Source organism: Vibrio sp. CUB2, from assembly GCF_001557945.1.
Taxonomy (GTDB): domain Bacteria; phylum Pseudomonadota; class Gammaproteobacteria; order Enterobacterales; family Vibrionaceae; genus Vibrio; species Vibrio owensii.
On record NZ_LNRB01000012.1, the window covers coordinates 134,857 to 161,232 of the forward strand.

Consider the following 26,376-nt stretch of genomic DNA (forward strand, 5'->3'; position numbering starts at 1 on the left):
AGACGCAACGAAAGAAGAAAAAGTTGAATTGAATACCTTGGGTTAGTGTTATTGGCACGAACAAAAAAGCCGAGCGCATAATGCACTCGGCTTGTAAGGGAGACTCAATAAAAGAGACGATTAAGACAGCTTGAACTTACTCAGCTCGCCGTGAAGATCGCTGGCTTTTACCGTCAACTCATTACTAATTTCAACTGAAGAAGTCATCGTATCCATCACCTCTACCGCCGTGTCGTTGATGATCACGACGTTACGGTTAATCTCTTCCGATACTGAGCTTTGCTCTTCTGCTGCCGAAGCAATTTGGTTGTTCATGTCATTGATGACTTCAATCGCTTGGTTGATTTCAGACAGAGCCAAATGCGCTGCTTGAGTCTCGCCCTTAGTATCGATGGCTTGTTTTTGGCTTTGCTCCATCAGCACTACGATAGATTGCGTCTCTTGCTCTAGTCGAGCCAGCATAGCGCGGATTTCTTCTGTCGAACCTTGAGTACGATTTGCCAGATTACGAACTTCATCGGCAACGACTGCAAAGCCTCGGCCTGCCTCACCTGCGCGAGCCGCTTCAATTGCAGCGTTAAGAGCCAATAGATTGGTTTGTTCTGCAATGCCACCGATCTCGCTCAGAATGCCTTGAATCGCCGTGCTGGAATCGACCAAGTTCTGTGTTTGTTGCTGCGCATCGTTCACTTGCATTGCCAAGCTATCTACCGCATTTGCAGCATTATCCATGCGTGTCATGCCGTTCAAGCTGTTGCTTTGTACTTGGCTTGCAGCTGCTGCCGCTTGAACCGCTGAGTTCGCGACCTCTTGCGCTGTGGCACTCATTTCATTGATTGCGGTTGCTAGCGAGTTCACCTCATTTACTTGAGCATTCAATTGGTCACGAGAAGCCGCAGCACGTGTTTGGCCTTCTGTGGCGTTCTTATCGACTTGATCTGCCGTTGCCATCACAGTCAGCAGCATCTCTTGCATACGTGATAAGAAGGTGTTGAACCAATGCGCCAGTTGCGCGGTTTCATCTTTGCCTTTCACTTCAATACGGTAAGTCAGATCACCCTCACCTTGTGCAGCGTCTTTGAAACGTTCAACCAAGTTGTTCAGAACTTTACCAAGCGAGCTTGCAATAAATGCCATTGCAGCAATGCCTAGAAGAGCAGCGATGATCCCCGCCCAGATACCTTTTTCAAGCGCTTCTGAATTCTGGTCATCACTCCATTGTTGGTAGTCGTCGACGCTTTTTGTAAGGTGGTTGCTGGGAACCGACACCATGACTACCCACGGTGCATCACTCGTATCGATAGCCGTGATCGCGTATTCATCACCACCAAAAGTCACCAAACCTGCGCCATCACGTTTTGCAATAGACTGAATGTTTGACCATTCTGCAGCAAGCTCAGACGATACTTTCTTACCAACCATATCGGCAGCACGGCTGTTCGCGAGCGTAATGCCTTTCCAAGACGTGATAAGGATTTTGCCTTCGCCATCAAACAAGTTATGCGCAAAACGTTCACTCTGGCTTTGCAGCTCATGCAGCGACAAATCGAAGCCCAAAGAACCGATGATTTTGCCATCCTGCTTAATGGGTTGGCTGATGGTCGTGATCAGCTCTTGTTTGCCTCTTACTGGATAGAAGTAAGGCTCCATGACAAACGTCTTGCCCGTTTCGTAAGGCATAAGGTGCCAATCATCTTTGCGCTCGCCATTGCTGTTGAGTTCTGTATTGCTGAAGCTTTCCATGGCGACCGCATCAAAACTATCGTGCTCGTTCGGCGAGAAAAACGGCGCAAGATAACCTTGGCTGTTAAACCCATCTTCTGCGTTGAACGTCACTTGCTGTGGCCATGTTTTATCTTGCCAAACCATGTAGCCAGCAAATACGGCTTTATTCTGAGCCTCTAGCGCGGCAGTAAACTGTTTAACAATAAGGTCTGCGCTTGCGTTACGTTCTGCGCTTAACTCAATAATAGAGCGCGCTTGCTTTAGGTTTGCCAAAACAGGATCAAGCTGGTTAGCGATATTCAAACCTTGCTGAATCGCAGTATTTTGCAGATCTGTGTTGGTCGCATCGGTCAATTGCGCTTTCACTTTTTCGTTAATTTGCTTGTTCACATCCGTGAAAGCGTTGGTGGTCATGCCCATTGCAATCAACAAAGTGAAAGCCATTGCTCCACCCGCACTCACTGCAATTCGCGTACGTATACTGTTAAACATATTAGCCTCTATGACTGATGATAAATTGGCGTTAGCTTTTGAAATTTCGTGGATTTTAAACAACAGAAGTGAATAGAAGACGCCAAAATATGAACAGAAAGAGAACAGAAAGATCTACATTATTAACAGAGTTACGGCGGAGAGCGGTTTTATATTTTCTAAGCATGAGCCGCACAATAAATAAAGTGCATCAGAAGAAAGCCTAAGCTCTTGTATTTATAGAACTTAACCCTTAATAATAAAATGGTTTTTATATGAAAATAGAGAGATATCAGAGCGCATGGATAGAAAGAGACAGATTACTCAATACGTGATATAGGTCACACTAAAATTTCATCCATCCCCCTGTTTTAAATGGAATTATCGTCACTCTCGACAACTCATCCTACTTACCCTTGGCGAAACACCCATTTTGCACTGAGCAAATAATTGCTCACCATGCCTGCCAATATGCCTAAGATCAAAGCCAAATAGACCATCACTCCTTGCGTTCCTAACGAGAGCGTTACGCCTTTGAACACAATAAAGTTCGGCAAAGCACTGATACAAGCACTCGCCATAAATTTTTGCCATTGAGCGAAAGGGTTGGTTTTTTCTGCTTGAGAGAAAGTCAGCCAGCGATTGCCAAGCCAAGTCGTAGTTGCTGCAAACAAAAATGCTATCCCACGAGCCAGCATCAGCTCCAGACCAAACCAATGGAACAACACAGAAAAGATAAGGGTGTCGACCATAAAGCCGACACCACCTACTAGAGCAAACCTTGTTAACGAAGCAAACCTTTCCAGCGAAGCAAATTTTGGTAATTTGCGCATTCCGTTATCCAACCACACAGGTGTAGAGTGAACGTTTCGATTTTGCTGTGAACTCGTTGGTACAACTCAACGCATTTTCATGAATCATGCTATCCACTTGCTGCGATTTACCAATCAGGTGGAACTTCTTCAAGTTGTTCAAATCATTCTTATCTTCAAGCTTTTTCGCCTGACCATGGCTATAGAATTGACCTGAGAACGGACGCTTACCAATATAAAAGACCGGAGCGTTGTCATTAATTTGCGCAAAGATCACGCGGTCGCTGCGACTGTCTGCTTTGCCCATATTCAAAACCAACATAGCAATCATAAGCAAAGCTGGTAACACCGCCGCCGTTCCGGTCAACCATTTGAAATCGTGTTTATCCACCAGCATCGCAATCAAAATACCCAACGCAGGCACACCCGGCAGTACATAAGCAGGCAAAATATTCCCAGCCATGGTGAACAAGATCATTGGGGAAATCAGCCAACACATCAGGAAGCTAAATAGACCTTGATGATCGGTTTCAATGGCTTTGAGTGCCTTACGACGTTTCCACGCCAAGATAGGCAATACGATTGACCAAGGCGCTGCCGATTGCAGCCAGAATACCCAGATCATCCCACGTGGTTGATCATGAGCAGAGCCATACAGATCCCCTTCCCAACCGCTGACAACAAAACGCTTAAAGTGCTCGCCAACAATGAAGTAATCAATAAATCCAGGCGTCGCTATTTCAGCCATGATGTACCAAGGTAGAGCAATCGCCAGCATGAGCGCCAAACCCGATACAATTGGAAAACGCTGCCACAAGGCTTTGAAGGCACCAAAGAAACCATGCTGAATCACAAGCCAAGGAAACACTGCGATGCCCATGATCACGATCGCCACTGGACCTTTCGCTAACAACCCGCAAGCCAAGCCAAAGAAACCAAGGTAACCCCACAATCGGCTATGTTTGTCTTTGCCGAGCCAACAATAGTAAAAACCAACCATCGCCATGGTCATTGCCAACGTCAGTGCCATGTCCGTCATCACAGCGCCCGCTGCAATGGAAAAGATGCCACACGTTGCCAACACCAACGCTGCTATTACGGCATTAAACCCTGCGCGATGCGCCATGAAAGCAACAAAAACAATCGTCGCAACACCCGCTAACCAATGCGGCGCGCGCACTGCAAATTCATTCAATCCAAACAGCTCAATGCCGTAAGCACTCATCCACGTGAACAGAGGAGGCTTCCCCCAAAAAGGCACGCCGTAATCAAACTGTGGGGTAAGCCAATTGCCGGTTTCCACCATTAAACGCGCCATTTCGCCGTAGCGGGCTTCTGTGGTATCCATCAAAGGGTAAGCGGCAAGTGAAATAAGACGGAGTAAAAGAGCAAACGCCAACAACAACCACAGATGGGTTTTATTAATACTCATGATTACGCAGTTTCTCCCAGTTTAAACTTCATAGTTTGGGTGGATTGATGTTTTGCAGGCTGCTCGTAAACAGACTGAACAAGATAAAGAGGACGTTGCTTGGTCTCGACAAAAATGCGGCCAATGTATTCGCCCAAAAGGCCAATCGACAGCAGTTGCACACCGCCCAATGCAAGTTGGACGACCATCATGGATGGGTAGCCAGTGACAGGCTCACCAAACACTACGGTTTTCATCACGATGAATGCGCCATAGATAAAGGCACTGAACGCCACTAACGCACCGGCAAGCGTCGCTAAGCGCAATGGGCGAATGGAAAACGAGGTAATACCGTCCATTGCAAGGCCAATCAGCTTGAGATAGTTCCATTTGGTTTCACCACAAAAACGAGCGTCGCGCTCAAACTGAAGCGTCACTTGCTTAAAACCCGGCCAAGAAAAAATGCCTTTCATGTATCGGTTACGCTCTGGCAGCGCATTGATGTGTTTAACCACTTTTGCGCTCAGTAGACGGAAATCGCCCACGTTCTCCGGCACATCCAATTTCGCCATGCTATTAAGCACTTTGTAAAAGCAAGCGGCCGAGAAGCGTTTGAACCAGGTTTCGCCGTGGCGTTCACTGCGCTGCATATTCACCACGTCATACCCTTCACGCCATTTTGATACCATTTGCGGGATCAACTCCGGCGGGTCTTGCAAGTCAGCATCAATCACGATCACCGCTTCACCTTGGCAGTGTTCCAGACCCGCACTCATGGCGGACTCTTTGCCGAAGTTACGGCTTAATGCAATACAACGAACGTCGCTAGAAGATTGAGAAAAGTTTTGCGCGATCATTAAGCTGTCGTCTTTGCTGCCGTCGTCGACATAGACGATTTCGCAGCGTTCTGGCATTTCATCCAAAACGGCGGCTAAACGACGATGAAATTCAGGCAAGACTTCTTGCTCGTTAAAGAATGGCACCACAACAGACAAAACTGTTTTAGGCTCAGTGTGTTGGCTCACCTTTGAAAAGGTTGCAGCGTGAATGTTGAAGGTTGACATGCTACTCTTCCACTAAATCCGATGAATGAATCTAGTCTACAAACATCAATGTGAAAGAGATGTTGTTGACATCTTTTTCACGTTCTTAGTGAATAATGTTCGGTTAAGACGAAGTCTTATTTTCGAAAACCCGCCCACTTGGAGAGAAATACATGAAACGCGTACTTTTAGTCGAAGATAATCGAGAAATCGCAGGCATGCTGTTCGATTATTTTGAGTGTGCAGGTATGGAACTCGATTATGCAGACAACGGCGAGCTCGGCCTGAAACTGGCGATGGAAAACACCTTCGACATCATCTTGCTCGACCTCATGCTGCCACGCATGGATGGCCTGACCATGTGTAATAAACTTCGCGACTCGGGCAACAACACACCGGTACTTATGCTCACTGCACTCGATAGCCGCGACGATATGCTCAAAGGCTTCCAACACGGTGCGGATGACTATCTGACCAAGCCTTTCGATCTTGATATTCTTGAAGCACGCATGATGGCGCTGATCCGCCGTTACCGTGGCACTGTCGCGTCGAGCAAGTTGGAATATGGCGAAGTCTCTATCGACCAAAAAACGCGTAAAGCTTACCGCCAAGATAAACTGCTGGCGCTAAACCCCACCACTTACACCATTCTGGAAATGCTTGTGAAAAGCGCGCCAGACGTAGTGACACGTGAAGAAATCGCCTTCCAACTTTGGCAAGAGAACGAGCCGAACAACGACGTTCTGCGCAGCCACATTTACCAACTGCGTAACCAACTCGATAAGCCATTTGAACAACATTTGTTAATCACCGTACCGAAAGTTGGCTTCCGCTTGGAGACAGGTGCATGATCAATCGCTTACTTGCCAGCACGCAAAGCACACAAAGTATGACAGGGCGGCTCGCTCTGTTTTTCTCTTTGGTGTCGGTCGTGATTGGCATCTTCTGCTTTTTGTTGATTACCGGCTCCCTGCTTTGGTCTGAAGACCGCGTGGGCGAGCGTCGTATTATGGTCGACAAAAAAGAAGCGATTGAATATTTCCAGTCCCATCCAGAGCAAGGCATTATTCAACTTGACCTACTCACCACCGCCTACAACGACATCTCATTGGTTACCGAGCGTTACCAAAAATACCTGATTGGTCAAAAGCACTTTCTTGAAGAAGTAGAAGACGGTGAATACTCGCGCATGGTTTACATGAGCACCTACACCTACAAAGGCGTTGAGCATCCTGTGATTCTGGTTTCCTTGATTGATGAAATCGAGATCACCTCAGAGGAATTCATTCTCGTCGTCGCTATGGTGCTGTCCATTGTCGCCGTGCTGGTGTTCCTGTTTGGCAGTCTGCTGTTGCGCTTGTCACAACGCTTGATTGAACCCGTCAATGCGCTAAAAACCCAACTCGACCATCACCAAGGCGACGCCACGCAGACGTTTAGTGTGCCTGAGGGCTCGGCCAAAGAGTTCCAAACTCTTGCGGATGAGTTGAATGAATACCGCCACAAAATCAACCAAGTCATCAAGCGCGAGCAAGCCTTTGCACGATACGCAAGCCATGAACTGCGCACACCCTTAACCGTGATGAAAGGCTCAAGCAGCTTACTGGCGAGAAGTGCGAACACGGATTTCCAGACCCGCCAAGTGAACCGAATTCAGGATGCAACGCAGCAGATGTCGACTATGGTGGATGCCCTACTCGGCTTAGTACGTTACGAGCGTAATGCAGATGATTCACCAGTGCGCAGCATCACCGAAGAAGAACTCAACCAAATCATCTTCCAAAGCCAAGCTCAGGCGGATGAGAAAGCACTCAGCTTTGATGTACAGATCGACGGCAACCCAAGAACGCGCGCGACCAATGCCGTGTTGACCATTATTCTTGGCAACCTGATTCGCAACGGCATCGCCGCGACACCATCGGGATCAATTCATATCAATATGGATGAGAACACCATCTCGGTGCGTGATGAAGGTGAAGGCTTTTCGACCATTCCGCACTCTGATGGGCACGGATTAGGTTTGATGATTGTGGACGATTTGTGCCAACGCTATGGCTGGCAATTTAAGATTGGTACACATCCAGAAGGTGGTTGTGAGGCAGTAATTGATCTTGCGTCAGAGCATCAAGAGGCTTGCTCAGAGTAAATTCCCCAGCGCCTAATTCAATTGAGAGGTATCTACTTTTGCTCAGTCTCAAACGAGCAATTCGATACCTCTTTCTAATTTCGATTGTATGAAATCTTATGCTGCAAGTGCTGCTAGTCGATTGAATGCTTGCGATGCCGATTCCGACGCTTCACACACAGAAAACATATCTTCGATAAAGTACTTCAGCGCTCTCGATTCAATGGTTCGGATTGCCGCTTGCTGTTCGTCCGATAAGTAACCGTAAATGCTCGCCGCACCAAAGTCGCCGAAGATCATCTCACCTTGGTCATTCACCAAAGTATTGTGCGCATACAAATCGCCATGACACACCTTGTTGTCGTGAAGGTGATTAAACACGTCCACCATCTGCTCCACAATAGAATTCACTTGCTCGACCGTCAGCGTAAACCCTTGTGGGAATGTATCTCGGGTACAAGTTTCCAGCGTCGGCGGTAAACCCAAGTTGTAGTAGCTGTTTGGGATCAGCTCCATCACCAAAGCAAGCTCATTACCATCGTCTACTTGCGCGATGGATTTCACCAAGTGGTTGTGATGCCCGGCTTGTAAACATGCTTCAAGTTCATCATGTGGGTAGCCGTCACTGGTCACTTCCCCCTTGACCACTTTCACCGCCACTTCGTTCGGGAAGTCGTATTGAGCGTCAGTCCAGTTAGCATGAGAAATCACACCACTCGCACCTTGACCAAGAACATGGTTAAGTGAGTAACTGTTTGTCGTCACTTTCGGCACGCTGTCTAGCGAAGATGGGTGTTTGCAGAATGGGTTACCTGCGAACGCAAACCATGCCAATTTAGGTAGCTTCATCAACAAATCCGGGAAGTGCTCTAACTGGTTCGCAGATAAACGAATCAATTCTAAATTGACCAAGTTTTCCATACTGTTTGGCAGCTGTTTGATGCGATTGCCCGCCAATGCAAGCTTTCTTAGGCGCGGTCTTTCACCTAGGCTGTTTGGAAGAACTTCAATCTCGTTGTCGGTCAGAATCAACCAACGTAACTGAGTTGGTAGTGAGGCTTCACTCACCACTTTAATCTTGTTGGTTTTAAACCCAACCATCTCAAGGTTTGGCAATTTACCCAAGACTTCTGGCAGATGAATGAACTGGTTGTTGGAAGCAAAGATGATTTTTAGCTTGGTCAGCTGTTCCAGCTCTGGTGGTAAATCTGACAGTGCGTTGCCAGATAAATCTAACACTTCAAGCGTTTCTGCAAGCTCTAAGATTTCCATAGGAAACTCAGTTAGCCCTTCCGCCAACTTCAGTTGTTTCGTTCCTACTAATTGTCCTGTTTTTAATTGTTCTAGAGTTTGCAAAACCAAGCCTTCTGATTGAGTTGAAATAAGCGGCGTAGTGTACGTGGCTTGAAGCAGAAAGGCGAGCCGTGGAATTGAACCCCCTGAAACCAAAGCGGCAAAACATCAGGAATAACCGAAATGGATGTACTGAAACCCAGACTTTTTATCTGGGTTTAATGGCGTTACACTACGCGCCCTTTTTAACGGCAAGGTCGCGTGGTTGGACACGTCAGCAGTAGCATGAAACTCTCTGAAAGCCCGATAACTCAACACAACTTCAACGGTCATACGTTTTTTCTTAAGCGTGATGACATGCTGCATTCTCACTTTTCTGGGAACAAAGCACGTAAGTTTATGGCGTTGATGGAAACGCAGAACAGCGACATCAAAACCCTAATCAGTTATGGCTCTGCCCAATCCAACGCAATGTACTCGCTTGCCGCTCTGGCGCAAATCAAAGGCTGGAATTTCGAGTTCTACGTTCAACACATTCCGTCTTGGCTTAAAGACTCCCCTATCGGCAACTATCGTGGTGCGCTTGATTTAGGTATGAGTATCACGGCGATGCAGGACATTGAATCCGCTTTGCATCCAATCGAATATATTGAACAGGTTCGTGGCTTGGACGACACGACCTTGGTGGTTCCAGAAGGCGGTAAAGCGAAGATTGCTGAAGCTGGAGTAAAGCAATTAGCGCGCGAGCTGCTTGATTGGACTCGTCTTGAAGGCAAAAAACAGTTTGTTGTGGCACTACCATCAGGAACCGGAACCACTGCGCTTTACTTAAGTAAACATTTGAAGCCACACGGAATCGAGGTTGTTACCTGTGCTTGTGTCGGTGATGCTCAATACCTCACTGAACAATTCAACACGCTAGAAACAGACAATCACCCAACCATTTTGTCGGTACGCGATAAGCATCATTTCGGTCGTTTATATCAAAGCGATTACGAGACGTGGAATACGCTTTACGATCAAACCAACCTAGAATTCGACCTACTGTATGACCCTTACATGTGGCAATGCTTACAACCATGGTTGGCAGAAAATGAAGATAAGACGTTGATTTACATCCATCAAGGCGGGTTGCTTGGCAATGAATCCATGTTGCCGAGATACCAAAGAGAGTTTGAGTAAGCTGATTGGTTCTTCCAATAGATCACGGCGCTGGTTAATGGTTATGATTGGCTATCGGCTGTTAACTGTCAGTTCTTAACTGCTGGTTATTAAGCTTTTGTCATTAATAACCAGTAATTAGCGCTTCACGCTTTCCTAAAATAAACCATCAATATATCTACCCACCCTTCGCATTAATATTATTTATTGCATCATCCTCTCATTTTAATAAACATTATTATCACTAAATACCTTACCCTGCGTGACTTTCGTTCTGACTATAGATTTAGTAACTAAGCAAAAAGAATTGGTTGTTTTGTCTATAGTGCGTTCTTTTATTTGCCGCTAAGCTATCACCAATTAAATCCAAGAGGCGATATTAATGAAGCGTCCAACATCAACACGTGTGAGGGGAGCTGGCTACTCGCCACTTATCGAATCAACGCCAACTACGTCAAACAAACATTCGAACACAACTAATCAATCCAGTTCACAGAACAGTGCACCAGCAAGCTACAGCTCGTTAGTCCACGACTATCAATCTCAGGCAGAGGCGGAATTCGAATGCCGAATTAAAATCCATGCGCCAAAAGACGATTTAAATACACTTCGACCGGGTGTTTTTTCTCTGGCAAAAACGGCAAAAGAACCGCTTATTAAACGCTGGGGAAAATTAGAGAAAACCCAACCATCGCCCTGTACTGTATTATCAGCAGAATGTTTCGAAGCCGAAGACAAAACCCTTTTACACGAACTTTTTCAAGACGTCGGCTTACAACAAAAATACACTGTCACGCCAAAACCGATCGGCAGTGAATATACCAATGCTGAATTCATTCCTTTTATTCCCACCGTCGAGACCAAAGGTCTACTGGGTTGGGCAGCGCAAGGCTTTTACTATTATTTCCATGATGGAAAGTTAATGCATGAAATGGCGATTCTTGGTAACGACAAGTTTTCTTGGCAAATGACCACTTCCAACGCCCATGGCATTACAGAAATACTGGCCAGCTCCAAAACATTCAACACCGTACTGGTACCGGTCGCAATTGAGGGTAAGAAAGCCGCACCCCAGCATATTTTCTACCGTCAAGAGAAGCTCACCAACGTTGAGCTTGCCGAGATTAACCCAACTTGGTTGGAGCAAAATGCCACGCTCATTGATATCGCTGCGCTTAAAGCGATTGTGAAACAGTCTTTGCTACCAAGAGAAAATACAGCGACACAATCGAACAACGAAACAAGCAAAGCGAAGACCCATAAAGTCAGTACCAACGACGATGGGACGCCGGAACTATGGACGGATATTGCACCTCAATATGGGTTGTCTGCAAAAGCATTGCTCAAGCTTAATCCAAGCTATGAAAGCGATCCTATCGCACTCAAAGTTGGTGATGTATTAAATGTTAGTGCGGCTCAACAACCACAAAAAGCGACCAATGCTGAGCAAATATGTCCTCAAGACACCTTTGCGGTTGGCCAAGCCTACCCGCTCGGAGACGTTTGGGGAAAGTACGCAAAACGCGATGTGTGGGGAGAATATTCGGACTTAACGCAGCCCTCTTCAGTGATCAATATATTTAATCACGCAGGATTGTCGCAAAACACGCCAGTATTGAATGTGCAAAAAATTGAAAGCCGCGTATTACGAGTGGCCGTTTCTTTCGTCGAGGACGACATACAGTTGACGCACATAACCAGCCTGTCTTCGGTCTAGTTTTTATGGCTTGCTGATCGACAAGGCAAATCAAGATGCCACTTGAGGGAAAACCTCCCTCATCACTCATATTCAAAATAAGTGAACACACGCATGTACGGTGAAACGAACACTTCGGCGGCTTCCTCAAGCCAAGCGAATAAAAGAAAGAATGATGCCTCCAACTCCTCACAAGGAGGTTCTGCGACTAAGCGCTCGCGTGAGGATCAGACAAAAGAAAACGCCGACAAGTGGGAAGCGTTTCAACGAGATTGGCAAAACCACGTAGAAGAGAACAATCTCATTATCGCAGACCAAGCCGCTGAGGCACTAATACGCTTTAACTACCGCTACGTCGTTAACGACAACACAGGTGCGCTCAAGTATGACCCTGTTAGCGTCGATCAGGTTTTGAATAACTACCGCGAACTGGAACGTGTTTACTACCGCCGACAAATCCACGATCCAAATCCGGTGCAAACTCGACAACAAAGCCAACAATCAACGTCACCAAGCGCCTCTCATTTTGAAGTAAGAATAGAGCCTCAATCCACCACGGGCACTGCTTTAATCGTTCCCTCCGTCGGTATGCCGAAAGAGTTTAAGATCAAAGAAAAACTGGAAGAGTTATATTGGTACACAGAAGGCAGCGACAGACCCGTGTACTTGTTTGTGCACCAAAGCGAGCTGAACTTATATCACGAACAAATGGGGACACTACTTCAAACTGCTGGCGTAGGTTTGGTTGGGTGGGCGTTCGAATCTGGCACCGTTGGTTTTGGTGCAACAAGAAAGGCCGTCGTCGATTTTTGCAAACTCAAGCAACTCAAAAAAGTCACCATGATGGACTGCAATGTGTTGATGTCTGAAATGGATCTTATCTCCGCAGCGGAAGAAGCCACATCAGAAGTAAAAGATGACACCACCTTGTACATCTCGCTTGGTGTGACAAGTGGAGACACCTACGAAAAAGGCTCAAAAGCACCGAAAGGGTTGCTTAACGAGGGCGCAGTAAAGGGCCGACCAATCGAGCAGTTCACCATGCTCAACCGCAATGTGTTGTTTGATCCTGCGTTTATCTCTTCTTCAGAAGACATTGATGTCTCTAACGATATGAAGTTCTTCACCAGCATCAACCAACAGAAGTCGATTGCTCTAAAAGACTTAAAACTGCACCAAAAACTTAAGGATGAATTGGCGAGCCAGTACCCAAGAATCAACAAGCTCCGTTTAAGCCCAACATCTCAGGCTTACAACGAGCGGTTCACAGCACATCTGACTCAAATTGCTCAGAAAGAGCAGGACATGGTGATTGAAGTCAAAACCGGAACCGACTCAAACGCGCAAAAGCACAAAGTGACGGTGAAAGCGCTCAGTGAATTTATTGCCGAAAAGCTTGGGAAAGATGCTCTTCGCATTCAATCTCTGATCATTGAAAAGATGCTGGTGAAGTACAAAGACATGAGCATGAGCTCGGGCTATCAATATGAAGCGGAAGGACTGGAAGAAACACAAGCGGCGCTGTCCTCTAGCAAGCGATCATCGAGTAAGAATGGTGATGTCTAGACCAACGCTAGAGGCCTTTCCCTTGGTAACCTGTTTGATATAAATCAGACCGTTTGCCAAGGGAGAAAGTTTAAAGTTCGAGGTTACGCATTCAATTCCAACTGCCAATACCCGACAGATTTCTTCTCGCCGAACTTGAGCCCGATATTAGGAAACTCCCCTACCTTCTTGAAGCCCAATCTCTCATGCAATCGGATGCTCGATTCGTTAGGCAACGTAATCACGCCAATCACGTTCTTAATCTGTTTCTCTTTGAGGTGGTCGAGCAAGTGTGAATACAAAGTGCTACCAATGCCTTTGCTGGTGATGCCCTGCTTCACATAGATAGAAGGTTCTACGGTAAAGCGATACGCAGAGCGCGGCTTCCATCGATTGGCATAAGCGTATCCCAATACTTGGCCGTCGACCTCGGCTACCAACCAAGGTAAGCCTAAACTCAGCACTTCTTCTATTCGTTGCTGCATCACCTCGACGGAAATCGGTTCTTCCTCAAAAGAAATCGACGTGGACTCCACATAGTAATTATATATTTCAACAATTTGAGCTGAATCCGTGTCTTTAACTTCTCTAATTTCCATTCGTCATCCTTAATCCCTAACACATCCCCAAAGCGAGGTAGGAGCGAAACTCCAACACCCTTTCGCCAGCTTTTAGCTCTTTTCTAAAGTCGCTTTTCCATGAGTAAAAGGTCCCAAACCTCGTTATCAAAAGAACGGGTTCCTGATTCATGAGAAGTTACTTTGAAACCAAGCGATTCATAGCAGTTCTTCGCGACAGTATTACGCTCAAATACCGCCAACGACAAGACTTGAGCACGGTGCTGAGTTTGAGACAGTTCGATGAGCTGCGTGAGCATGACTTTTGAAATTCCTTGCCCCCGAAAAGCGTTAGCGATGAACACGCGACAAATACGAAAGTGTGAATCTGAGACTTTGAACAGCTCAACATACCCCGCCTTCTTTCCGTCGCAAATTAGGATAAACGGGAAGACTTCAGGTTTGGAGCAATGAACACTGATTTGTTCTTCATCCAAAGGGAAATGAAAGTTTGGGCCTCCCCACTGGTAGTTCAATTGGTCTGAATCAATCCAGCGGATGAGTGCCTCGTAATCTTCCTTTTCAAATGCTCTCAGTTCCATCTTTGTCTCTGCCATGTTTCACCGTAACAATTGTCTACGACTGCGATTGTGTTACTTAATGAGCCCTAAGATCTCTTTAAACTCTGGTGCTCGGCAGTCTTCTACCATTTCATACAAACACATTTCGACGCCCGTTAGACCAACGCCATTCGCGGTCAGTTTTGCAAGCGCTAACGCTTTGTTCGCTGGCGTTCGGGAAGAGACACAATCGGTCACCAACTCCACTCGATAACCCATTTGACGTAGCGACACCGCGGTTTGATACACACAAATGTGCGCTTCGATACCACAAACTAGCCAAGTGTCGACTTTGGCGTTTTCTACCGAGAGTTTGAATGTCGGCTCTTTGCAACCATCAAAGGTGTACTTGGCGATGGGTAAGTGATCTTTCGCGAGCACTTCACGAATCGGCTCAACCGTTGGCCCTAAGCGATCTGGGTTTTGCTCCAACCACACTATCGGCAAGTTAAGCGCTTTTGCGCCTTTGACTAACTTGGTGGTGCTTTCAATCAGTGCTTCGCTTTCGTGCATGAGTGCTGCCAGCTTACCTTGCACATCGACAACAATCAGTCCGGTGGTGTTTTTCGATAACATTCTCATCTCCTATGAGTGGGCTTAAACATCACTCTGCTCAAGCCTTTGAATAAAACGAATGTACCAGAAGCGCAGGATAATCAGATGGGCAAATTCGCAAAGTTATTGTCCGCTCACGCTATTTGAATCGTTCTCGAAACAGTTCAATCAGCACTTTTACCTTGTTCGGCAAAAACAGATTGGATGGATAAATCAGAGTCAAGTGCTGCTTAGGATGCGTAAACTCTGGCAGGACTTCCACCAGCATACCGTCTTCCAATGCTGGCTTGGAATGCACTTGAGGGATAAACGCAATGCCGTTGCCGCTCATAGCCATTAAACGCAACAAATTCAAATCATCAGACCGCACTGCGACGTGCAATTCTGGGTCGAGCAAATTCGCGTTATAACGGTTGGTCAGCAGTCGGTGGTGTTTAAGATCATCGATCTTTTTTAGTGGCGGATGTGAATCAAGGTAAGCTTGTGAGGCAACAAAATGACTGCGGTAAGGAAGCAAACTGAACTGAACGTAACTGTCGTCGGAGACTTTTGAAACACTCGGCAGTAACTGAAGATCGAACGCCTGGCGCTTGAGATCCACACTCTCTTGGTGGTTCTCAATCTCTACCGACATTTCTGGATAGCGTGTTGTGTATTCGTTGATAATGGAATTAAACGCCGCAGAACTCATCAGCGCAGAGGGAATCGCCATCCGCACTTTACCCGTCAGCTCTTGCTGATATTCGTGCATCACACTCAAGCCTTGTTGGATATGCTCAATGGGTTGCCCAACCAGCTCAAACAAACGCTTGCCGTGCTCGGTCAACTCAATGGTTCGCGTGGTTCGAATCAGCAATTGGCAGCCTAGCGCTTTTTCCAACTCCTGTAGTCTGCGGCTCACTTTGGAGCGTTGTAGCTGGTTAGCGTCTGCGGCAGCACTGATGCCTCCGTGTACAACGGTTTGGCTAAACAGGTGAAGATCATCAAAACTTACGTTCATTGTCCTACTTTTAGGTCATTTATGCACTTATTGTCATTCTACTGAATTGTGATCAAGTTCTCTATAATTCGCTATCTTATTTGCTTGCCAGCACCATAAATTCAGGTATTTCTTATGACAGCGGATCATAAATTCAAACACTGGATGCGAACACTTATTGTCCTGTTCATTGTACTCTTTTTCTACATCATCATTGCTGACCGTCACGCGCCAATCACCACCGAAGGGCGAGTTCAAGGTTACGTAGTGCAAGTCGCGTCAGAAGTCTCCGGCAAAGTGACCGACGTGCTTATCGACAACAACCAGTCGGTACACAAAGGCGATGTGCTATTCAAAATCGATGACCGCAAATACAAAATTGCCCTAGAGCAAGCGGAGTTGTCACTGCAATCGGCTTACGAAAAAGAAGCCACCCTTTACTCACAACGTGAAGCGGCATTGGCGAACATTGCACGAGCAGAAGCGACCTACAATAACGCACACCGTGAATACTCACGTTTACAAAAACTGTCGAAACAGAAAGTGATTTCTCAATCCACGTTGGACAACGCTTTCGCACAAAACCAAGTGTCACGAGCTGCGCTCAAAGCAGAACAACAAAACTTGAAAGTGATTGAAGCGCAACTTGGCGATAAAAAAGGCCAAAGCACAGCAGTTCGAATTGCGAAAAACGGCATTGAGAAAGCACAGTTAGACCTAACCAACACCGCAGTTCTTGCTCCAAGTGACGGCGTGGTAACGAACCTGCAATTAGAAGTCGGCACCATGGCAAACACCAACATGCCATTGCTCACGTTTGTCCCAACAGGCTCAATGTGGGTAGCAGCAGATTTCCGCGAGAAGTCTGTGGCGGGAGTAAGCAAAGACTACCATGCAATGGTGGCATTCGATGCTAACCCAGGTTCTGTGTACGACTTCGAATTATCGAGCCGAGATTACGGTGTCGCGGCCGCACAACAAACTCCAAACGGCGCACTGACCAAAGTCGAAGTGAACAACCGTTGGGTACGAGATGCGCAGCGAACTCGCGTGAACCTTACTAGTGAAGAAGCCTTACCTTCCTCTCTGTTCGTCGGTTCTCGTGCCACTATCGTTCTTTATCCAGATAACAGTCCGTTCTGGGCAATGATGGCACAAGTTCAAATCTACCTTGCTAGCTGGTTCCACTTTATCTACTAGGCGGCTGCGATGAAAACCTTACGCATTTGGTTCGGCTGCTCAATGGGTTTGGCGTTGAGCATGATCTTTGGCTGGTCTTACGGTTTCTTTGCCGTCATGCTGCCGCTGTTCGTGCTCGGCCGTATGGATCACTTCAGCCTGCCACTGGTATTGATGGTGCTGTTCTCGGCGGTTTGGACGACGGTTCAAGCCACCTTTATTCTCGAATACTTACAGTTCCATCCCACTCTGATGTTCGCGGCAGTAGGCATTATGATGCTGTTTAAATGCATCGCGATGATGAATCCAAAAACCTACTTGTTTGGTTACATGGGACTGTTGGTTGGCTCGATCGTTCTGAACTTCGCGAGTTACGATTTCATGGATATCGAAGAGTTCAACGTCAACCTTTGGGTGATTTCGTTCAGTAATATCTTCGTCTGTGCCCTCGCCTATTGGTTATTCCCAGAGCCAGAATCGAAGATCTTACAAACAGAAATGACCACGCCAGTAAAAAGCGACATCGACTACATCAGCCAAGTAGCAATGGGCTGGGTGGTAGCAATGGCGGCGTTTTTGGTGTTCCAAATAGGTGATTTGTACGACTCACTTTCGGCGCAGGCTTCGATCCTTATCATCCTAACGCCAATGACACTCGCCGGCTCAATGGCCATGGCAAAAATCCGTATCATCGGCACCGCACTAGGTTGTATCGCGGGTATGGCAGTGCAGTTAATCTTGGGCAGTTGGTTTGGCCATGGGTTATTGTTCTGGCTAGCGTTTACTATCGCTATGGGGCCATTCTGTTTGTGGCTAACGAAAGGACAAGTCAAAGCCGCCATTGCGTTCTCGGCGATGTCTGCCCTCTCCGTTCCACTGACCACATCATTAGTGCCTGAGCAGAAAGACGCGTTCTTCTCCATCTTGTACCGATTCAGTTCGATATTCGTAGCAGTGCTACTGACCGCAATGGTGATGTGGGTGGTACACCACTGGATTCGCGTGATGTTGTTGAAGCATCCTGAGATGAAGAACGTGGAATTGAATTAACGGGAACCGAGAACCGGGAAACGAAGTATGCCGCTCACTTTACGGTGAACGGCATTGTTATTTAGAAAAGGTCATCCTGAACACCGAGGGACGAGGTGATTCAGGATCTACTCACCGAGTGCTGTTAAGTCCTGAGGTTATCGCTATTTCCCAGCGAGTGGTTAGTAGATTCCTAGTCTCGTCTAGGCTCGCTGGAATGACCCTGTCTTGAGTTTATTGTGTCGAACCCAAGTTCTGATATTAACCCGCCAACTCTTTACGGATAATCTCTGCGCCTGCGCTGCAAGAAATGAAACGTTGAGAGCACCGCTCCCTTTTTACATCCGTGTCGCTCAGATTATGTATTAAGACTGAAGTGAGCTCATCAAACTCAAGAGCGATTGTCGCTGCTCATCAGGAAGAGCTTCGAATAGCGTTGCCATTTCACCAAAAAACTCAGGTCCCATCGCGGCAACCAACCCTAACCCTTGTTTTGACAACGATATTTTGACTGAGCGCTTATCAACTAAGTCATGTTTACGGACGACAAGATCTTTTGCTTCTAAGCGCTCCAATCGGTTTGATAGTGCACCTGATGATGGTAGTAATGTCTGCTCTTTGAGTGCTTTTGCCGTCAGCTCATAAGGCTCGCCTGAACGGTATAATGTCGCTAGAACATCAAACTCTGACGGATTTAATCCATGCTTCTTGCAAAAGTGGGTTCTTGCGTCTGAAAGTGACGTACCGAATCGAACGAATAACGTCACAAGTTCAATGATGTTTCCGTCCAACTCTTTGTTTATTGATAGCCACTGCTCAGCAACTTGCTTGCTCGTCATCTTCAAAATAATGAATCCATGTAATAACGCTCTATACCATTTCACTCTCGTCGCTTACTACTACTTTGCCAAGACCGACGATGCCACCTCTTAAAACTAAGCTTTGCATCCAAGTAGAGAAACTCAAGAATAAGACCTAACGCAAATAGTACCATTACTAAAATTGCGAGAACATCTACGAAAAAAGCCATGAGAACTTTAATCACTGCTTTAACTAAACCCATCACTTCCATAATCCACCACCTCCTAAGTATCTGAGACTAAAACCTTCTTCCTTCCCAACTCCGCATCCACTAGTAGTAACTTTAGAATCAAACCTACTGCTCAAAGAAAACCCCAGCCTTCTAAAACCACCACTAGAGGATCAAAGAAAAGATCAACGAAGGTGACTTTACGCCCAATTTATGTTTAAGTAAATTATGTTTACATAAACATATTTACAAAAATGAAGTTGAAGGAGCATTATGAAAATCATCTTGGCGATATTAGCCCCCTTACTATGGGGAACCACCTACGCTGTTGTTTCATCGGAGTTTGTTGGTTGGTCACCGTTCGCGCTAGCGGTATGGAGAGCCCTGCCTGCTGGCTTCATTCTATTGATTTTAAAGCCAACAATGCCCAAGCTATCAGAGCTCCCCGCTCTACTTCTAATTGGCTTCCTTAACATCGCGTTATTTTTTGGCTTATTGTTCGCTGCTGCGTTGAGACTACCGAGTACTTTGGTTGGCGTGGGTATGATCGCCTTGCCTGTTGTGAGCTTGGCAATCATGGGGATCGCGCATCAAGTAAAACCATCAATGATCCAATTGGTGTCGGCATTGGTGCTACTGGGATGTTCTGCTTATCTATTCTTGACTAGTCACGCACCGATCAGCCCATCAGCTGTATTACTCTTGGTTAGTGCTATGAGTGCATTGATTGCGGGAAGTGTTGTTGCTAAACACGTGATGAAAAAAATCCACTGGTGGAAATTACTGACATGGAAACTCATCTTCGGCGGCATCATCTTATTACCTCTCGCCTATTGGGATGTTTTTTCAGGTGGAACCGTCGTCCTACCTTTAGTCCCAAACAACTTTGAACAGTGGCTAGCGATGGGTTGGATTATTATCGGATTAACCTCTGTAGCCTACGGGGCTTATGTCTATACCATCCCTTTAATTACAACGAATGAGCTCAGTTTCTTTGGCACCTTTAACCCAATTCTGGCAATGATCTTAGGCGTCACGCTCATGGGAGATTCACTGACTCACGTGCAGATTGGTGTGATGGCATTGATGGTGGTCAGCAACTTGATTGCTCAGTTCTTCGAGTATCGTAAAAAGCTCCCGACCGAGCAGGAAGTGATCAACTATTAGCGTCTGCTATTTTCGTGATCTTATAGATAGAAAAACCCAAGACCCGAACTCTTGGGTTTGTTGTGAACGACATAATTCCCAACAACCTCCATCCAGAACTGCAAGGAACGAGGTGATTCAGGATCTACCTACAGAGTGCTGTGAAGTTCTAAGGTTATCGCCATTTCCCAGCTAGTGGTTAGTAGATTCCTAGTCTCGCTTAGACTCGCTGGAATGACCCTGACTTGAGTTTATTGCGTCGAACCTAAGTTTTGATATTAACCCGCCAACTCTTTACGGATAATCTCTGCGCCTGCGCTAAGTGCATTAAGCTTTGCCGTTGAAACTTCGCGAGATAAAGGCGCCATGCCGCAGTTGGTGCAAGGGTAAAGTTTGTCCGCATCAACGTACTTCAGCGCTTCACGAAGAGTTTCTGCAACCTCTTCTGGTGTTTCAATCTCGTTGGTTGCCACATCAATTGCGCCAACCATCACTTTTTTGCCGCGGATAAGTTCAAGTAGTTCGATAGGTACGCGTGAGTTGTGACACTCAAGCGAGATAATATCGATGTTGGACTTTTGCAGCTTAGGGAACACCTCTTCGTATTGTCGCCACTCAGTGCCCAATGTTTTCTTCCAATCCGTATTGGCTTTGATTCCGTAGCCATAGCAGATATGTACTGCGGTTTCGCACTTTAGCCCTTCAATGGCACGCTCTAGACAAGCAATGCCCCACTCGTTCACATCATCAAAGAAGACGTTAAATGCAGGCTCATCAAATTGGATAATATCGACGCCTGCCGCTTCAAGCTCTTTGGCTTCTTGGTTAAGGATCTTTGCGAATTCCCAAGCTAGTTTTTCACGGCTACCGTAGTGATCATCATACAGCGTGTCGATCATCGTCATTGGCCCCGGAAGCGCCCACTTGATCGGTTGTTTAGTTTGCTGACGCAAGAACTTCGCATCTTCTACAAACACAGGTTTGGTTCGGCTCACTGGGCCAACAACCGTCGGTACACTCGCATCATAGCGGTTACGAATGGTCACGGTTTTGCGGTTCTCAAAGTCTACGCCGTTTAGGTGTTCAATAAAGGTCGTCACAAAGTGTTGGCGAGTTTGTTCACCGTCACTGACAATATCGACCCCTGCCAATTCTTGCTCTTGTAAAGAGACACGCAGCGCATCGCGTTTGCCATCAATTAACTCTTCGCCTTGCAGTTTCCAGGGTGACCAAAGCGTCTCTGGTTGAGCCAGCCAAGAAGGCTTAGGTAAGCTGCCCGCCGTTGAAGTCGGTAATAGTGTTTTCATCGTCATTCCCTTCTAGATTCTCGTTTTTGATTACGCGTAATTTGCAGACCATTGCTCAAGGATCGCTTGATAAGGCTTGATGAAATGCTCCTCAGCAAACTTCCCTTGCTCTTTCGCAAGCTGGCTGCGCTCTTCGCGGTCATAAACGATTTGGGTTAACGAGTGATCGAGATTCTTTAAGTTCGGTTGGTAACACTGGCCGGCTACCGCATTCGCGTTGTAAATCTCTGGGCGATAAATCTTTTGGAACGTCTCCATGGTACTGATGGTGCTGATCAGCTCTAGGTTCGAGTAGTCATTCAACAAGTCACCGAAGAAGTAAAACGCCAACGGAGCGACACTGTTTGGCGGCATAAAGTAGCGCACCTGTAAGCCCATCTTTTTGAAGTACTGCTCAGTCAGTGACGATTCGTTTGGCTGGTATTCAAAACCCAACACTGGATGCTGGTTATCAGTACGGCGGTAAACCTTGTTGTCCGACACGCTCAAGCAAATCACTGGCGGCTTTTGGAAATGTTGTTGGTACGATTCCGACTTCACGAACGCTTTAAACAGCTTGCCGTGCAACTCACCAAAATCAGCGGGGATGCTAAATTGAGGCTGGTCTTTGTTGTGGTCTAGCAGCAGAACGCTAAAGTCGTAATCACGCACATAAGAAGAGAAGTTGTTACCCACAATACCTTCAATTCGTTCGTTGGTTTTGCGGTCAATAATGTTGGTTTTAAGCACTTCGATAGAAGGGAACGCTTCGCCACTGCCTTGGATATCCATATCCACAGAGATGATTTCCAACTCGACGCTGTAACGATCGCCATTTGGGTTATCCCAATGTGCCAAGGCATTAAAACGATTGTCGATCATGCGCAGTGCATTACGAAGATTATTTTGGCGGCTGTCACCACGAGCTAGGTTGGCAAAGTTGGTCGTGATGCGCGTGCTGTCTGATGGTTGGTAGTTCTCATCAAAACGGATGCTCTTAATAGCAAAGTTGAAATCGTTATTCATGGTGAGTTGGTATCCTATTTCCTTAGATAAACGCTGACTGATTCCTAACTCTGTTCTTGGGGATGGTTGTGTTTTTTGATTTTCCCAATCGTCAGTGTGTGCAGCGTTTACTTCGAAAATTCAGTTCAAAAACAGCTGTCACAGTGCCTAACACCAGAGCAGTCTGTTTTTTATACTTGCTTCGTTACTTGAATAACATTGGTAATACTTCACGTTGAACATGAAGGAATTTCATGGTTTGAGGAAAAAGCCTGTCTAGTTCGCGTTACGCATACAGTCGATAAAGACCTCCATTGCAGGCGTGACACACTTTCCGGCATGGTAGCCACACAGCGGTTTGATCATTTGCGGTGCGTCGGTAAACGCGAGCTCTTGCAGACTGCCCTCTTGCAGTTCTTTTTCTACAGTGAAGCGAGGCAGATACGAGATACCGATATTACTCTCTACACAGTTTTTGATGGTGTTAATGCTGCTCAGCTCAATCATGTTATCGATGCTGATGTTGCGCTCTTGGATGATGCTCTCAAAAGTCTGACGGAAAAGGCACTTAGGACCATTGCTGATGAACCCCAAATCAATGTGTTGATCCCTTTTCTGTAAATCCAATCCAGTTAAAAGCGGCGAAGCAACAAGGACTAACGGCTCTTGTTCAAACTCATGCACCTTGAGTGAATCATCATTACCGACACGATAAAACACACCCAAATCGGCTTTATCAGCAATCAATTCATCACGAATCTTGTAGCAGTTTTGTGATTGCAGAGAGAGCCTGACCTTTGGCGCTCGTATTCTGAATTCCTTCAAAACACTGGCCATTTTATAAGCGAGCTGAGTTTCTGCGATTAAAACCTTCAACTCCCCTGTCGGCTCAGAACTCTCTTGTTGTGCCGTGCCTTCAATGTTTTCCATCACTCGTGCGAGCTCATAAACGTACGGAAGAATCTTTTCTCCTGCTTGAGTCAGCACCATTTTACGGCCGATCTTTTCGAACAACTGCAATGAAAGGTCTTGTTCTAACTGTTTGATCTGAAAGGTCACTGTCGACTGAGTGCAATAAAGCTTTTGCGATGCTTTAAGAAACGAGCCTTCCTCAACAATGGTTTTAAACGTAAGGAAACGCTTTAGATTCATGACCAAACTCCTAACTGAATAGTTCGAAAAGTTAAAACTCTTAGTTTAAATATATTCAATTTTTTAATTGATTAACGCGAAGTATAGTGCACAAAAAACAGGAGAGATAGAGATGAGTGCCATCTACACCGCATTTTTCACCTACGTCATCATTACTTCGATCACGCCGGGTCCCAACAACATTTTGTCGCTCAGTGTTGCAACACAGCACGGGCTAAAACGTTCGACCAAAGTCATTTCTGGGATGTTCTGCGGCTATATTGTTTTGATGCTGTTGTGTGGCGTTTTCACTTACCACATGGTCAGCCTGCTTCCTGTGATTACACCTTGGCTCACATGGGTGGGTGCGGCTTACATCATTTGGTTAGCTTGGGGAATCGCGACAAGTGATATCAAAACCGCATCAAAAGATTCTGAGGGCATCACTTTCTTGACGGGCTTTGGTTTGCAGTTCGTAAACGTGAAAATCATTCTGTACGGCGTAACTTCCATCTCGACGTTCGTTCTGCCTTACACACAAAACATCTACTGGATCTTGGCCACCAGCCTAGTGCTCGCATTTATCGCATTGGCGAGCAACTTGATATGGGCTATTGCAGGCAAACTGCTTCAATCGCAATTCCAGAAATATGGCAAAGCGATCAATATGACTTTAGCGGCGACACTGATTTACTGCGCAGTGCAGTTGTTTGTTTGAGGTTGTTTGTCTTTTGACTTGTATTAATCGAACTTACTAAAAATTTAATCTGAACAGTCGTTGATAAGTTATTTTCCGAACAACATTGTTGTTCACTTAACATCAAACAGCCTAAGACCTTGATTAGCGATTGGAAGCATTGCCCTCATAAGCCAAATTCTGACTACCTTTTTATTAAACTAAAGATGAACTACCGATAAATCGCTTTAAAACACTAAACTGTGACATTATGCGTAACGCCTCTGTTGTAAAAACTCACAAACAACAATGAATTGCCCGGAATTTTGAACGTTTTTTAAACAACTGCTCATTTTAGCAAAATTTCATTTGCATTTATTCACGTTATGCATGAAATTGTGCGTGCATGAGAACTCATAATCAAATGTTTTAAAAGAACTTCGAGTTAAGCCTTAGTTCCACTACTCACTTTAGAATTAATAGCTCATTCTAAAAAGTCGATTCCGCACAATCTTCCATAGTTGAGTAGTACGCATCAATTGTTAAGGTCAATGTAGATGAAGAAGCCACATTCCAACCAAGCAACTCCAAATTATCTAGGATTCGTATATCAACTACTGGTCGCTATAGAGTACTGCTTTACAGCGAAAAAAAATCAAACAGTTTGGATAGAATGCTTTGGAGACATCTATGATGGTGAAAAACTGATTGAAGTAAAGCATCACTTAAAGGATCACAACTTACATAGTAATGCTGTAGATTTTTGGAAAACTTTAAAAAATTTAGTCACTCAAGATACTATAGATATGGGGAGATTTATTCTTCATACCACCTCAAAGATTCCTGAAGATAGTCTTTTCCACGACTGGAATAAGCTAACTAAAAATCAGAAATACCAAAAAATAAAAACACATACCCCTGTCGACAGTATAAAAGCTGATTATGACACTATAATAAAAACATCAAAAAAAGATCTAACAAGCATTTTAGATAGATTTAACATAGACAGTTCCAAGTTAAGTATAGAAGATTTCACAAAAAATCTTCTTAAGGACAGGTATTTGGCAACTATTGAACCAGACAATAGAAGTGAAGTGATTAAGTGGTTACAAGGACACTTAAATTCATTTGCCGTGAGTAACCCTTACATGTGGCATATTGATATTAATAGTTTCGATGAAGACTATAGGTTATTCGTAAATAAATTTAAGAATAACAATATTATATTTCCTAAAGTTAACGATGATCTAGAACTAGATAGTAACAGTTTTTTTTACAAATTTCATGATGAACTGAAGAAGATTGGTGTAAGGAAAAAGGTAAGACTCTCTGCTGTATCAGACTATATAAGAATGGAGCAGAGTAAGTTCGAGTTAATTAAGCGAAGCCCTAGAATAATGCCAATAACAATCGAAAAATATAAGAAAGATGTTATTAGAAAGTGTGAAAGAATTAAAGGTAAAGAATCTCGAAATTTAAAACCGGAAAGTGTTGGCAGTCAACAGGCTAAAGATTGCTCATATAATGCCTACTTTAACTTCCTCGATACAGAAATTATAGAGCTCGAATATGTAGATAATACAGCAGATTATTTCATGTTTGGGAGGCTTTGTTGCTTAATTCGGTGGGAAGACATGGCAGCCTAAAGTTGTTCAGTTCTTAAGCAATATACTGAGTTTCAGGCATACCAAGTCCTGTAAGTTTGTTCAGCGCTTTGATCATTGCGTAAGTCTCGCCAACCTGAGCATTGTAATTTCTTAGGCTTAATTTCCCACCTAGCAGCTGTTTTACTCGGTACATTGCTGTCTCTGATAGTGAGCGCTTGTGATAGCCATACCGCTTTTTCCACTTCTTGTTGGAGCCGTAGAGCTTTTGACAACCTACTGCTAAATTGCGAGGGT

General features: G+C 45.5%; 23 protein-coding genes and 1 pseudogene. 10 read left to right on the forward strand and 14 right to left on the reverse strand.

Features of this window, described 5'->3' with window-relative positions; genetic code table 11:
- Positions 1–120: 120 nt before the first annotated feature.
- From ATB78_RS19125 to ATB78_RS19140, 4 genes are all read right to left on the reverse strand, one after another.
- Entirely contained in the window at positions 121–2,217 is a 2,097-nt protein-coding gene (locus ATB78_RS19125) for a methyl-accepting chemotaxis protein (protein ID WP_039842287.1), read from the reverse strand.
- Between the two features lie 389 nt (positions 2,218–2,606).
- The gene (locus ATB78_RS19130) at positions 2,607–3,029 is read right to left on the reverse strand and encodes a GtrA family protein (protein ID WP_038895237.1); all 423 of its coding nucleotides are present in this window, start codon (positions 3,027–3,029) and stop codon (positions 2,607–2,609) included.
- A 4-nt stretch (positions 3,030–3,033) separates the two neighbouring features.
- Entirely contained in the window at positions 3,034–4,440 is a 1,407-nt protein-coding gene (locus ATB78_RS19135) for a glycosyltransferase family 39 protein (protein WP_061009903.1), read from the reverse strand.
- A gap of 2 nt (positions 4,441–4,442) precedes the next feature.
- On the reverse strand, positions 4,443–5,483 hold the full coding sequence (locus tag ATB78_RS19140) for a glycosyltransferase family 2 protein (protein WP_081096627.1): 1,041 nt from the start codon (positions 5,481–5,483) through the stop codon (positions 4,443–4,445).
- Positions 5,484–5,635: 152 nt separating this feature from the next.
- On the opposite strand from ATB78_RS19140, the gene ATB78_RS19145 reads away from it, so the two are divergent.
- Entirely contained in the window at positions 5,636–6,313 is a 678-nt protein-coding gene (locus ATB78_RS19145) for a response regulator transcription factor (protein WP_061009904.1), read from the forward strand.
- Positions 6,310–7,608, forward strand: coding sequence for a HAMP domain-containing sensor histidine kinase (locus tag ATB78_RS19150; protein ID WP_061009906.1), 1,299 nt, complete (start codon positions 6,310–6,312; stop codon positions 7,606–7,608). The genes ATB78_RS19145 and ATB78_RS19150 overlap by 4 nt, the downstream gene beginning before the upstream one ends.
- 96 nt (positions 7,609–7,704) lie before the next feature.
- On the opposite strand, the gene ATB78_RS19155 is transcribed toward ATB78_RS19150, so the two are convergent.
- On the reverse strand, positions 7,705–8,943 hold the full coding sequence (locus ATB78_RS19155; RefSeq protein WP_061009908.1) for a leucine-rich repeat-containing protein kinase family protein: 1,239 nt from the start codon (positions 8,941–8,943) through the stop codon (positions 7,705–7,707).
- A gap of 222 nt (positions 8,944–9,165) precedes the next feature.
- Between ATB78_RS19155 and ATB78_RS19160 the strand changes: the two genes are divergently transcribed.
- From ATB78_RS19160 to ATB78_RS19170, 3 genes are all read left to right on the forward strand, one after another.
- Positions 9,166–10,062, forward strand: coding sequence for a 1-aminocyclopropane-1-carboxylate deaminase/D-cysteine desulfhydrase (locus ATB78_RS19160; protein WP_061009910.1), 897 nt, complete (start codon positions 9,166–9,168; stop codon positions 10,060–10,062).
- Positions 10,063–10,423: 361 nt separating this feature from the next.
- Positions 10,424–11,758, forward strand: coding sequence for a LysM peptidoglycan-binding domain-containing protein (locus ATB78_RS19165; RefSeq protein WP_061009911.1), 1,335 nt, complete (start codon positions 10,424–10,426; stop codon positions 11,756–11,758).
- A 93-nt stretch (positions 11,759–11,851) separates the two neighbouring features.
- Positions 11,852–13,303: a hypothetical protein gene (locus ATB78_RS19170; RefSeq protein ID WP_061009912.1), complete on the forward strand. Its 1,452-nt coding sequence runs from the start codon at positions 11,852–11,854 to the stop codon at positions 13,301–13,303.
- Between the two features lie 83 nt (positions 13,304–13,386).
- On the opposite strand, the gene ATB78_RS19175 is transcribed toward ATB78_RS19170, so the two are convergent.
- The 4 genes from ATB78_RS19175 to ATB78_RS19190 form a co-directional block, all read right to left on the reverse strand.
- Complete coding sequence (locus tag ATB78_RS19175) at positions 13,387–13,881, reverse strand: GNAT family N-acetyltransferase (RefSeq protein ID WP_061009913.1); 495 nt, start codon at positions 13,879–13,881, stop codon at positions 13,387–13,389.
- An 83-nt stretch (positions 13,882–13,964) separates the two neighbouring features.
- Complete coding sequence (locus tag ATB78_RS19180; RefSeq protein ID WP_061009930.1) at positions 13,965–14,441, reverse strand: GNAT family protein; 477 nt, start codon at positions 14,439–14,441, stop codon at positions 13,965–13,967.
- Positions 14,442–14,492: 51 nt separating this feature from the next.
- Entirely contained in the window at positions 14,493–15,035 is a 543-nt protein-coding gene (locus ATB78_RS19185) for a hydrolase (RefSeq protein WP_061009915.1), read from the reverse strand.
- A gap of 118 nt (positions 15,036–15,153) precedes the next feature.
- The gene (locus ATB78_RS19190; RefSeq protein WP_061009917.1) at positions 15,154–16,014 is read right to left on the reverse strand and encodes a LysR family transcriptional regulator; all 861 of its coding nucleotides are present in this window, start codon (positions 16,012–16,014) and stop codon (positions 15,154–15,156) included.
- 114 nt (positions 16,015–16,128) lie between these two features.
- Here ATB78_RS19190 and ATB78_RS19195 point away from each other — a divergent pair, with 114 nt between their 5' ends.
- Both ATB78_RS19195 and ATB78_RS19200 read left to right on the forward strand, forming a co-directional pair.
- Positions 16,129–17,193, forward strand: coding sequence for an HlyD family secretion protein (locus ATB78_RS19195; protein ID WP_061009919.1), 1,065 nt, complete (start codon positions 16,129–16,131; stop codon positions 17,191–17,193).
- Between the two features lie 9 nt (positions 17,194–17,202).
- Positions 17,203–18,222 carry a DUF2955 domain-containing protein gene (locus ATB78_RS19200; RefSeq protein WP_020197915.1) on the forward strand — a complete coding sequence of 340 codons (1,020 nt, stop codon included), beginning with the start codon at positions 17,203–17,205 and terminating at the stop codon, positions 18,220–18,222.
- A gap of 344 nt (positions 18,223–18,566) precedes the next feature.
- Here the strand turns inward: ATB78_RS19200 and ATB78_RS19205 are convergent, their stop codons facing one another.
- Positions 18,567–19,085 (reverse strand): MarR family transcriptional regulator, encoded by a 519-nt coding sequence (locus ATB78_RS19205; protein ID WP_240537417.1) that lies wholly within the window; start codon positions 19,083–19,085, stop codon positions 18,567–18,569.
- Between the two features lie 419 nt (positions 19,086–19,504).
- On the opposite strand from ATB78_RS19205, the gene ATB78_RS19215 reads away from it, so the two are divergent.
- Complete coding sequence (locus tag ATB78_RS19215) at positions 19,505–20,398, forward strand: DMT family transporter (RefSeq protein WP_061009923.1); 894 nt, start codon at positions 19,505–19,507, stop codon at positions 20,396–20,398.
- A 257-nt stretch (positions 20,399–20,655) separates the two neighbouring features.
- Here the strand turns inward: ATB78_RS19215 and ATB78_RS19220 are convergent, their stop codons facing one another.
- The 3 genes from ATB78_RS19220 to ATB78_RS19230 form a co-directional block, all read right to left on the reverse strand.
- Positions 20,656–21,684: a methionine synthase gene (locus ATB78_RS19220; protein ID WP_045378945.1), complete on the reverse strand. Its 1,029-nt coding sequence runs from the start codon at positions 21,682–21,684 to the stop codon at positions 20,656–20,658.
- A 30-nt stretch (positions 21,685–21,714) separates the two neighbouring features.
- Entirely contained in the window at positions 21,715–22,689 is a 975-nt protein-coding gene (locus ATB78_RS19225; protein WP_005443333.1) for a DUF1852 domain-containing protein, read from the reverse strand.
- 255 nt (positions 22,690–22,944) lie between these two features.
- Complete coding sequence (locus ATB78_RS19230; protein ID WP_061009925.1) at positions 22,945–23,820, reverse strand: LysR family transcriptional regulator; 876 nt, start codon at positions 23,818–23,820, stop codon at positions 22,945–22,947.
- Between the two features lie 112 nt (positions 23,821–23,932).
- Here ATB78_RS19230 and eamB point away from each other — a divergent pair, with 112 nt between their 5' ends.
- A complete protein-coding gene (eamB, locus tag ATB78_RS19235; protein WP_061009926.1) occupies positions 23,933–24,517 on the forward strand; it encodes a cysteine/O-acetylserine transporter in 585 nt (194 codons plus the stop codon).
- A 515-nt stretch (positions 24,518–25,032) separates the two neighbouring features.
- Positions 25,033–26,121: a hypothetical protein gene (locus tag ATB78_RS19240; protein WP_061009927.1), complete on the forward strand. Its 1,089-nt coding sequence runs from the start codon at positions 25,033–25,035 to the stop codon at positions 26,119–26,121.
- A 13-nt stretch (positions 26,122–26,134) separates the two neighbouring features.
- Here the strand turns inward: ATB78_RS19240 and ATB78_RS28585 are convergent.
- Positions 26,135–26,376 (reverse strand): annotated as a pseudogene (locus ATB78_RS28585) (IS5/IS1182 family transposase); the annotation flags it as partial.

Excerpts from the sequence above, each read along its gene's own strand:
- ATB78_RS19190 (WP_061009917.1), bottom strand. The coding sequence starts at position 16,014 with ATGAACGTAAGTTTTGATGATCTTCACCTGTTTAGCCAAACCGTTGTA.
- ATB78_RS19215 (WP_061009923.1), top strand. The coding sequence starts at position 19,505 with ATGAAAATCATCTTGGCGATATTAGCCCCCTTACTATGGGGAACCACC.
- ATB78_RS19140 (WP_081096627.1), bottom strand. The coding sequence starts at position 5,483 with ATGTCAACCTTCAACATTCACGCTGCAACCTTTTCAAAGGTGAGCCAA.
- ATB78_RS19180 (WP_061009930.1), bottom strand. The coding sequence starts at position 14,441 with ATGGAACTGAGAGCATTTGAAAAGGAAGATTACGAGGCACTCATCCGC.
- ATB78_RS19165 (WP_061009911.1), top strand. The coding sequence starts at position 10,424 with ATGAAGCGTCCAACATCAACACGTGTGAGGGGAGCTGGCTACTCGCCA.
- ATB78_RS19130 (WP_038895237.1), bottom strand. The coding sequence starts at position 3,029 with ATGCGCAAATTACCAAAATTTGCTTCGCTGGAAAGGTTTGCTTCGTTA.
- ATB78_RS19240 (WP_061009927.1), top strand. The coding sequence starts at position 25,033 with ATGAAGAAGCCACATTCCAACCAAGCAACTCCAAATTATCTAGGATTC.
- eamB (WP_061009926.1), top strand. The coding sequence starts at position 23,933 with ATGAGTGCCATCTACACCGCATTTTTCACCTACGTCATCATTACTTCG.
- ATB78_RS19185 (WP_061009915.1), bottom strand. The coding sequence starts at position 15,035 with ATGTTATCGAAAAACACCACCGGACTGATTGTTGTCGATGTGCAAGGT.
- ATB78_RS19230 (WP_061009925.1), bottom strand. The coding sequence starts at position 23,820 with ATGAATCTAAAGCGTTTCCTTACGTTTAAAACCATTGTTGAGGAAGGC.
- ATB78_RS19220 (WP_045378945.1), bottom strand. The coding sequence starts at position 21,684 with ATGAAAACACTATTACCGACTTCAACGGCGGGCAGCTTACCTAAGCCT.
- ATB78_RS19170 (WP_061009912.1), top strand. The coding sequence starts at position 11,852 with ATGTACGGTGAAACGAACACTTCGGCGGCTTCCTCAAGCCAAGCGAAT.
- ATB78_RS19125 (WP_039842287.1), bottom strand. The coding sequence starts at position 2,217 with ATGTTTAACAGTATACGTACGCGAATTGCAGTGAGTGCGGGTGGAGCA.
- ATB78_RS19150 (WP_061009906.1), top strand. The coding sequence starts at position 6,310 with ATGATCAATCGCTTACTTGCCAGCACGCAAAGCACACAAAGTATGACA.
- ATB78_RS19195 (WP_061009919.1), top strand. The coding sequence starts at position 16,129 with ATGACAGCGGATCATAAATTCAAACACTGGATGCGAACACTTATTGTC.
- ATB78_RS19135 (WP_061009903.1), bottom strand. The coding sequence starts at position 4,440 with ATGAGTATTAATAAAACCCATCTGTGGTTGTTGTTGGCGTTTGCTCTT.
- ATB78_RS19145 (WP_061009904.1), top strand. The coding sequence starts at position 5,636 with ATGAAACGCGTACTTTTAGTCGAAGATAATCGAGAAATCGCAGGCATG.
- ATB78_RS19200 (WP_020197915.1), top strand. The coding sequence starts at position 17,203 with ATGAAAACCTTACGCATTTGGTTCGGCTGCTCAATGGGTTTGGCGTTG.
- ATB78_RS19175 (WP_061009913.1), bottom strand. The coding sequence starts at position 13,881 with ATGGAAATTAGAGAAGTTAAAGACACGGATTCAGCTCAAATTGTTGAA.
- ATB78_RS19225 (WP_005443333.1), bottom strand. The coding sequence starts at position 22,689 with ATGAATAACGATTTCAACTTTGCTATTAAGAGCATCCGTTTTGATGAG.
- ATB78_RS19160 (WP_061009910.1), top strand. The coding sequence starts at position 9,166 with ATGAAACTCTCTGAAAGCCCGATAACTCAACACAACTTCAACGGTCAT.